Below are 8,562 nucleotides of genomic sequence, written 5' to 3' on the forward strand. Positions count from 1 at the left end.
ACACAGCGCGCGGTCGGAGACAGGATGCAGGCGTCATGGCAGAGGGGAGCGTAAGCCAGCAGAAATTCCAGATCCGATCAGCACCGGAGAGAATAAAAGAGGGAGGGTCAAATTTCAGGCCGTTTGAAGTTTCGTAACACCCGCATTGTCGCCCCGCACCCAGCGAAACGGAACCAGTCTCCGTCCGACTCGCGAGGAGGCTGTTCGGGGCAGTTTGGTGCGGCCAGTTCCCTACGGGTCTTAGAAATACATATAAATTTTACAGCAATAGAAAGTCAAGAATACACGAACGGCGCACCGCTCGGTCCCTCAGAGGGCAACACGGGAGTGCCCTGCGCCACCGATGTCCTTCTGGAAAACTTCGTATGTCCCTCGCCCGAAAAGCGCCCCCCCGTTGCCATTCCCGTCTCCAAGATGCATCATTTAGTTTCACAGTACCGACGTCCCGAACCAATCTGCCTGTCCCAACATGGCCGACGATGAGTACCTGCTCGACTTCGAGAAGCCGCTCGTCGAGCTCGAAGACAAGCTCGCCGAGATGCGCGAGCTCAACGAAGAGACGCAGGACGACCTCTCCAACGAGATTGAGGCGCTGGAGGAACGGGTCGAGCGACTGCGCACCTCCATCTACCGCAACCTCACCCGATGGCAGCGGGTGCAGATTGCCCGCCACCCGCGACGGCCCTACACGCTGGACCACATTGAGGCCCTCACGGAGGACTTCACGGAGCTACACGGCGACCGCAAGTACGGGGAGGACCGGTCCATCGTAGGCGGGCTGGCCCGATTTACAGGGAGTCGCTTCGGGTCCCGAGACCGCACGGTGATGATCCTCGGCCATCAGAAGGGGCGGAATACGAAGGAGCGCAAGTATCGCCGCTTCGGCATGCCCAACCCCGAAGGCTACCGCAAGGCCGAGCGGCTCATGAAGATGGCTGCGAAGTTCGACAAGCCGGTGGTCGTTCTTCTCGATACGCCGGGCGCGTATCCGGGCATGGAGGCGGAGGAGCGGGGGCAGGCCGAGGCCATCGCACACAACCTCTTCGAGATGGCACGGCTGAAGACGCCGATCGTGGTCGTCGTGATCGGGGAGGGCGCGTCGGGCGGCGCGCTGGGCGTTGGGGTGGGCGACCGCATCCTGATGCTCGAAAACGCCTGGTACTCGGTGATTGCCCCGGAGAGTTGCTCCCAGATCCTGTGGCGGTCCTGGGAGCACAAGGAAGACGCTGCCCGGTCCCTAAAGCTCACCGCCCCGGACCTGACGGACGTCGGGATCGTCGACGAAATCGTATCCGAACCCATCGGGGGCGCCCACCGCGATCCGGAGGCCACGTTTCGGTCCGTAGGCACAGCGGTTGCCGAGGCCCTTGAAGAGCTCGACCCCCTCGACCCGCGACGCCTCCTCGACGAGCGTCTCAAGAAGTTCGACGCCCTCGGCCCCTACGAGTCCGCCGAGCCGATGACCCCCACCGCGTAGAAGCGACGATCCCGTCTCCTCCTGCCCCGACCCCGCCGGTCGAACGCCTCGGTCCTGCCATGTCTTACACCTACACGCACCGCCGCCGGGTTCGGTATCGGGAGTGCGATCCGATGGGCGTGGTCTATCACACCCACTACCTTGACTACTTCGAGGTCGGGCGTACGGAGGCCTTGCGCGATGCCGGGGTCCGGTACCGCGATCTTGAGTCCCAGGGCATCATCATGCCGGTCGTGGAGGCGGAGGTGCAGTACCACGGCCCGGCCTACTACGACGACCTCCTGGTCGTGGCCGTCCACTTCGAGCAGATGCCCACCGTGCGGGTGCCCATCGACTACACGGTGCGTCGCGACGAGGAAGACGACACCCTCGTCACCGGCCACACCACGCTCTGCTTCATGGACGCGGAGCAGCGACGCCCCACTCAGGCCCCGGAGGCAGTGCGGGAAGCCTTCACTACTGTACTTGCCACGTAGTCGGGGCCTCCCCCCTTCGCAAAAACATCGCCTCGTCCCGAGGCTGAGCACTGTGCGTAATCCTGTTCCCCACCTCGCTGACCATGGCGACCCTTCTTTTCCACGACCGCTATCTCGACTACGACTTTGGCCCTGAGCATCCGTTTAGCCCCGTCCGGCAGGAGATGACGATTGATCTGCTCGACGCCCTTGGGCACCCCGTCGATCCGGTGGAGCCGCCAGTGGCGAGCCGGGAGGACGTGCGGCGGGTGCACAGCGAGCGGTTTGTGGAAAAGGTAGAAGTCGCTTCGGACGGGACGCCTCCTTCCCGCGCCCGGTCTTTTGGACTCAACACCGGCGACGTGCCGGTCTTTGAGAACATGGATGCCGCCACTCGTGGCCTCGTCGGAGGGACTCTGCACGGTGCCTACCTCCTGGCCCAGGGTAAGGCAGACCGGGTGCTCCAGCTCGGCGGGGGGCTCCACCACGCCCGCCGGGAGCGCGCGTCCGGGTTCTGCGTCTACAACGATCTGTCTGTGGCCATCGACGCGCTGCGGGAGCAGAACCTCCGCGTGGCCTACGTGGACGTGGATGTCCACCACGGGGACGGTGTCCAGTTCCTACACTACGACGATCCGGGGGTCCTCACGGTGAGCCTGCACGAGACCGGCCAGGCGCTCTTTCCGGGAACCGGCGGCATCGACGAGACGGGCGAGGACACCGGCGAGGGCTACGCCCTGAACGTACCCCTGGCGCCGTTCACCGAGGCCGACAGCTACCTCGACGCGTTCGAGCGCGTAGTGCCGCACGCCCTCAGGTACTTTGGGCCCGACGTGATCGTCGCGCAGTGTGGGGCCGACGCCCACTTCAGTGACCCCTTGGCCGATTTGCTTCTCACCACGCAGACCTACGAAACGATCTTCCGTCAGCTTCTCGACCTGGCCGACGATCACGCAGACGGACGTCTCCTTTGCACGCTCGGAGGGGGGTACCGGCTCGACGCCGTCTCCCGGGTGTGGGCGCTTCTGGCTCTGCTCATTCAGGGCCACGGTCCTCCCGACACCGTGCCCCGCGAGTGGCGGGACCGATGGCAGTCTCGAACCGATCGGTCCCTGCCCCCTGCCTTTCACGATTCCGAGCAGACGTTCGACGTGGCGCGCCGCTCGTCAATCGAAAGTCAGAATCGCCGGGCCAGCGAGCAAGTGCTGGAGCTCGTGGCGCCGCACTGGCACTAGCGAACAGGCCCCACGGTCACCACGCCACGTCTGACGGCCCGGACGAAGAGGCCTCTACCCCCTCCGGATACGAGACCACCTTTAGCCGCACCGGCACGACTCCCTCCCCGATCATCCGGAGCTGTTGCGCGGCCGCTTTCGAAAGGTCGATGACGCGTCCGTCCTTGAACGGCCCGCGATCGTTGATCCGTACGACCACGGAGGGCCCGCCAGCCCCATCGGTCCGGGTCACCCGAACACGCGTGCCGAAGGGGAGGGTGCGGTGGGCCGCCGTGATGGCCTCGGGGTCGAAAATCTCGCCACTGGCAGTGGGGTGCCCCGCGTACTTCCCTGCGTAGTAGCTGGCTTTTCCTTCCTTCTCCGGTAGCCCCGGCTCCCCTACCTGTTGCGTCGCGACACAGCCGGCAACGAACGCACAGAGGAGAGCCAGGACCTCTCCAACGGGCCGGAGCTCCATGATCCAGTGCGCACGACCACCGTTTGGCATGGGAGCGGAAAGATCGCGAGACGTGAAGCCGGAGCGAACAGGAGGTAGCGCCGCGTCGAACCTCCATCGGAAGGGATCACGGAGGCGCTGTTCCGTATAGACGGATTTTAGGGGACAGTGTTACTTTCGGGTTGTCTGCCAACTCCATGACGGTTTACGAGGCCCTGATTCGAGTCGACTTTGTGGGAGCTGTGGTGCTGCTGGTGATCGCCCCCCTGGTGTTGCTAGCTGGATCTGTGTCGGTGCCGGCTGTTCAAAACCGGCTGTTGGCCTACTGGCGCGCCTCGGCCCTTCTCGGGATCACCGTTTATCTCTGGGCCGGACAGGTTTCGGGAGGGTTTGTGACCGGGTTCGCCGCCCACGTTGCCATCCTTCTCTCTCTGTGGCGGGGTGACGTTCTTTCTCCACGGAGGGGCCCTCCTCCGTCGTCAGCGCAGGGATGGTGGGCAACCGCCTTCCAGTACTGGCTTTGGGCCGCAAGCATCTACGTTACAATCGGGCTCGCGTGCACGCTCTTCCTGCTTCCATGTGCCTTCAAGGCCCCCTCAGCGGTCTGTCAAGCCTGGTACGGTCCGCCCCAGCAGTACGCGCGCTGGCTGCACCCGAACGCAAGCCCGATGCAGTTGGGCTCGTACGGCGGGTGGGCGCTTGCGATCTACGCGGTGTATGGGGGAGCCTGGGCCCTGCAACTCACACGGAGCGATTCTGAGTAGTCCCCGTGGCAGCACCGCGAGCATTCTGGACACAGCCCTGCTCTGACGCCCCGCCGATGAGCGCCAACCTTCTCGTAAATCCACGTCACAGCCCTCTACAAACGACCGCTGAACGGAACCCCGTGATGCCAGCCGTTTAACACTAGTCCCTTCGGCTTTCTCTGTCGATACACGCCTCCCATGTTGGGCTCGATCGGCGAACTTCTCCTCCTTGTTGCCTTCGTTGCGTGTGGTCTCTCGGCCCTCGCGTTTTTTTGGGCCGTCCGGGCGGAAGAATCCTCAGCCTCCGAGGACGTGTGGAAGCGGACCGGACGATGGGCCTGGAGTGCAATGAGCGGGGCCGTGATGGGGGCCTCGGGCATACTCTGGTACTTCCTCTTTACCCACCAGTACCAGTACGCGTACGTCTACGAGCAGTCGTCCAACGGCCTTCCCTGGCACTACCTCTTCTCAACCTTTTGGGCGGGGCAGGAAGGGTCGTTTCTGCTCTGGGCCCTCATGATGTGCGGAGTGGGGGGGCTCCTGATCGCCTACGTGCAGCGCGAGTACGAAACCCCGGTGATGGCCATCGTCGGCCTCTGCCAGCTGTTTTTGCTCTCGATGATCGCGGGCCTGCAGTTTGGGCCCGTTGAGATCGGGGCTTCCCCCTTTGCGAGGCTGTCCGAGGAGTTCGCTAATGCTCCCATCTTCCAGCAGAACCCTGGCTTTGTGCCCGCCGATGGGCAGGGCCTCAACGAGTTGCTTCAGAACCCATGGATGACCATCCATCCACCGGTGCTCTTTCTGGGCTTCTCGGCGATGGTCGTTCCCTTCGCCTTCGCCCTCGCGGCGCTCTGGAAGAAGCGCTACACCGAGTGGGTACGCCCGGCGATGCCGTGGACCTTGTTTGCCGTTCTAGCGCTCGGTGTGGCCATTGCGATGGGGGGATACTGGGCCTACGTCACGCTTTCCTTCGGGGGCTACTGGGCCTGGGACCCCGTCGAAAATTCATCGCTCGTGCCCTGGCTCATAGGGGTGGCGGCCTTCCACACGATGCTGGTGCAAAAGAAGAGTGGGTCAAGCCACAAGGCCTCCCTCCTTCTGTCCATCACCGCGTACCTGATGGTGATTTACTCGACCTTCCTCACTCGCAGCGGCATCCTTGGGGACGTGTCGGTCCACTCGTTCGTCAGCCTGGGCCTCTACAACCAGCTCCTGCTTTGGATCGCCGTCCTTGGCGTCCTAGGCTTTGGCCTATTTGCGTACCGGTACGGCGAACTCCCCGTGCCCGACGAGGAGCCGCGGACGCTTTCGCGGGAGTTCATGATCCTCAGCGGAGCCATGCTCATCTGTGCGACCGCCGCCGTCATCATCCTTGGCACGAGCGCGCCGATCTTTGGGCAGATCTTTCGGGACAACCCCTCGGCCGTCCCTCAGTCCTTCTACAATAAGTGGACGCTTCCGCTGGCGCTCGGATTCGTCTTTCTCGCGGGCCTCGGCCAGTTGTTCTGGTGGAAAAAGATGGACGTGGCAACTATAAACCAGGTCCTCATCAAGCCGATCACCCTGGCCACCGTGAGCACAATCGCGGTCCTGGTCCTCACGCCCTTTGCGGAGCAGACCCTCATCGTCCCGAGCGCGACCGAGGGGGCGGCGCAAATGGCCTCAGCAAGTCTAGCCGGCGGTCTCGCCGAGTTCTGGTCAGTCTACGGCTTTGCCATCCAGATGCTGCTGTTGCTTTTTGTCGGCTTCTTCTCCCTGTTCGGCAATGGACTCGTCTTGTGGCGCATCCTTCGGGGAAACCCGCGCATGGCCGGGGGAGCCCTCTCGCACGTGGGTTTCGCACTTGTCATTCTGGGACTCCTCGCCTCCAGCGGGTTCGATCGGGCCCTGCCCCGCGTAGGGACGACCTACTTGGCCAACGAGGATGAGATGCCCCGGGAAAACTTTGTGGTCGCCAAGAATCAGACGCGCGTCGTGAACGGATACCGGGTCACCTACGTGGGCAAGGCCAAGAATCATGAAGGCCACACCCAATACATCCTTGATGTCCGTGATCCGCGAGGGCGCACGTTCACGCTCAAACCGGTCGCGTATCAGGGCAGCGGCGGCCAGTGGTTCAAAGACCCCGACGTGCAGAGGTTCTTAGAGAAAGACCTTTTCTTCTCCGTAACCCCGAAGGCAGCGACGGGGGTCGGCCAGAAGAGCGGTCCTCCTGGCGGCGAATTCCAGCTGGCCGAGGGCGACTCTACCGTCCTCGGCGAAAAGAAGTATGCGGTTGCCTTTCACGGCTTCAAGGTGCTGAAGGGACCCAGCACCGCCACGACTAGCCATAAGCGTGTGCCCGAGAACGCGAAGATGGCGGTAGGGGCCCGGCTCCACGTCACAAACCTCGAGACTCAGGAAACCCGGTCGCTCATGCCGATCTACATGGTGATGGACGACAATTCCCAGCAGTACATCGAAAACCGGGTCAAGGACTGGGGACTCAGCATGTCTTTCACCGAAATGGATGTGAACAGCGGCAAGGCAACGTTTGCCGTCCAGGGAGTGAGCGTGATGCCTGAGAATTGGGTGGTGGTGCAGGCCTATACCAAGCCCCTGATTAGCCTGCTCTGGGTCGGAATCTTTGTCCTCGCGGCTGGCTTTGTCGTCTCTATCGGCCGTCGCGTACAGGATATTCGGTTCCGTCGGTAGTTCTCAGACGCCGAACGTCTTGCCAGAGTCGGTTTCGGGGAGACGGGCTATCTGGTGCGTGTTGCGTATTCCATGTTGCGCACAGGCCAGTTGTCGTATGGAAGTGCGCAGTACGCGCTGCTCTCAGAACGCAGTCAGTGCTCCCCTTCTGTGCCCCTCTAATCTACACTCCCCCAAGGGATCGATCCCCCTGATCATGCTAACCGTCCGTAAGCATGCTAACCGTCCGTAAGCATATCGACCTCGCTGCCCCAGTGGACCGCGTATTTGAGTTCTTGGACACGCCCGCCCACCAGTCCGAGATCACGCCGAGCCTCTCAGAATCCGTCCTCGTCGAGCGGCTTCCAAATGGAGGCTCACGGGCCCGTTACACCTATCGGATTCTCGGCCTGTCGTTTAGAGGAGAGGTACGCGCGACCGACTACGTACCCGACGAACGCATCGTGTGGAGCATGGAGGGAGACCTACAGGGCACCATTCGGTGGTATTTTGAGCCGATTGACCCCGGTTGCCGCTTTACCTATGCGGCAACGTACCAGATTCCAGGCCCGAGCTTCATCCACCCACTGGTCCGTCCGCTCATCCGGCGCTACAATGAGCGGGAGGTTTCTACGCTCCTCCACAACTTGAAAGAGCGCCTCGAATCCCCCAAGATGTCCGGGCGCTAGACAAGGGGGGCGCCTCGAGAGATGAGGAAATGGGGCGGCCCTCCGAGCTGTCCCCACCTCGTCTCCCCCAGACCGAAGTCGCCTTTTATTATGATGGTGTGAATTTTAATTTTGTTTACAGTACACCGACGAAAATCTCTGTTCCTTAGAAGGGTCTCTTCTACAAACATTCGCCCGGAGCGTCGTTTTCTCCTCATTTCCTTTAATTTGGAAGCGCTTCGTCTCAGAGGATCTCTTTTCTTGCCGATTAATCCTGGTTTTCGTCCTCACACTTGACAGGGACGGATATGTCTGTCTAATTAGACTTAGCCTTTAACGGACGACCCGCTCCTACGATGCAGACGCTCCTTTTTTCTCCCACCGTTTTGGCGTCCGGTTCGGACTGGTTCTCTCCCTGGGGGTCCCGAGCGTCTGCGGGTCGTTCGATCGCACTTGAAGGGATTGCCGTGCAGGGACGCGTGCTGAGAGGACTTCGTCGTTCAGCGCTCGTTCTTCTTCTTATTGCGATTCTTGCGGACTAACAACCGACGGCCAATCCCTTCCCAACGATGACACCAGGTATCGTGCGACGCCGAGGGGATTGGTCCCCTCACCCACCCACTGATGCCTGAGCAACCGTCCACCGTCATCGTTACTGATCTCTCCCCTCTTCTCAGGTCCTGCGTGTGTGCGTCCTGTGTCCTAGAAGCCATCGCGGCATGGGTCCCACCCATCGGGGCATCCGGAGAGATCTAGCCCACGTTCGTCGGTCCCTCTGACGTTCTCCCCACACCTAATCGACCAAGCCGACCGATGTCCACTGACACCCTGCAGTCTCCCGACTCGGCGACCTCGACCGCGAACGGTGCGCA

Annotated in this window: 7 protein-coding genes; 6 read left to right on the plus strand and 1 reads right to left on the minus strand. The window is 62.1% G+C overall.

Going from position 1 to position 8,562, the window contains the following annotated elements:
• The first annotated feature begins 469 nt into the window (after positions 1-469).
• The 3 genes from ABEL04_RS13840 to ABEL04_RS13850 all read left to right on the plus strand — a co-directional run bounded on the left by ABEL04_RS13840 (position 470) and on the right by ABEL04_RS13850 (position 3,167).
• A complete protein-coding gene (locus ABEL04_RS13840; RefSeq protein WP_375802984.1) occupies positions 470-1,477 on the plus strand; it encodes an acetyl-CoA carboxylase carboxyltransferase subunit alpha in 1,008 nt (335 codons plus the stop codon).
• 59 nt (positions 1,478-1,536) lie between these two features.
• Positions 1,537-1,953 carry an acyl-CoA thioesterase gene (locus ABEL04_RS13845; protein ID WP_375802985.1) on the plus strand — a complete coding sequence of 139 codons (417 nt, stop codon included), beginning with the start codon at positions 1,537-1,539 and terminating at the stop codon, positions 1,951-1,953.
• A gap of 83 nt (positions 1,954-2,036) precedes the next feature.
• The gene (locus ABEL04_RS13850; protein WP_375802986.1) at positions 2,037-3,167 is read left to right on the plus strand and encodes an acetoin utilization protein AcuC; all 1,131 of its coding nucleotides are present in this window, start codon (positions 2,037-2,039) and stop codon (positions 3,165-3,167) included.
• Between the two features lie 16 nt (positions 3,168-3,183).
• Here ABEL04_RS13850 and ABEL04_RS13855 read toward each other — a convergent pair whose 3' ends face one another.
• A complete protein-coding gene (locus ABEL04_RS13855) occupies positions 3,184-3,654 on the minus strand; it encodes a septal ring lytic transglycosylase RlpA family protein (RefSeq protein ID WP_375802987.1) in 471 nt (156 codons plus the stop codon).
• A gap of 146 nt (positions 3,655-3,800) precedes the next feature.
• Here ABEL04_RS13855 and ABEL04_RS13860 point away from each other — a divergent pair, with 146 nt between their 5' ends.
• The 3 genes from ABEL04_RS13860 to ABEL04_RS13870 all read left to right on the plus strand — a co-directional run bounded on the left by ABEL04_RS13860 (position 3,801) and on the right by ABEL04_RS13870 (position 7,711).
• Positions 3,801-4,367 carry a DUF3177 family protein gene (locus ABEL04_RS13860; RefSeq protein ID WP_375802988.1) on the plus strand — a complete coding sequence of 189 codons (567 nt, stop codon included), beginning with the start codon at positions 3,801-3,803 and terminating at the stop codon, positions 4,365-4,367.
• A gap of 180 nt (positions 4,368-4,547) precedes the next feature.
• Complete coding sequence (locus ABEL04_RS13865) at positions 4,548-7,043, plus strand: heme lyase CcmF/NrfE family subunit (RefSeq protein ID WP_375802989.1); 2,496 nt, start codon at positions 4,548-4,550, stop codon at positions 7,041-7,043.
• A 215-nt stretch (positions 7,044-7,258) separates the two neighbouring features.
• Positions 7,259-7,711 carry an SRPBCC family protein gene (locus ABEL04_RS13870; protein WP_375802990.1) on the plus strand — a complete coding sequence of 151 codons (453 nt, stop codon included), beginning with the start codon at positions 7,259-7,261 and terminating at the stop codon, positions 7,709-7,711.
• Positions 7,712-8,562: the final 851 nt, after the last annotated feature.

It is taken from the genome of Salinibacter sp., from assembly GCF_042218895.1.
GTDB lineage: Bacteria > Bacteroidota > Rhodothermia > Rhodothermales > Salinibacteraceae > Salinibacter.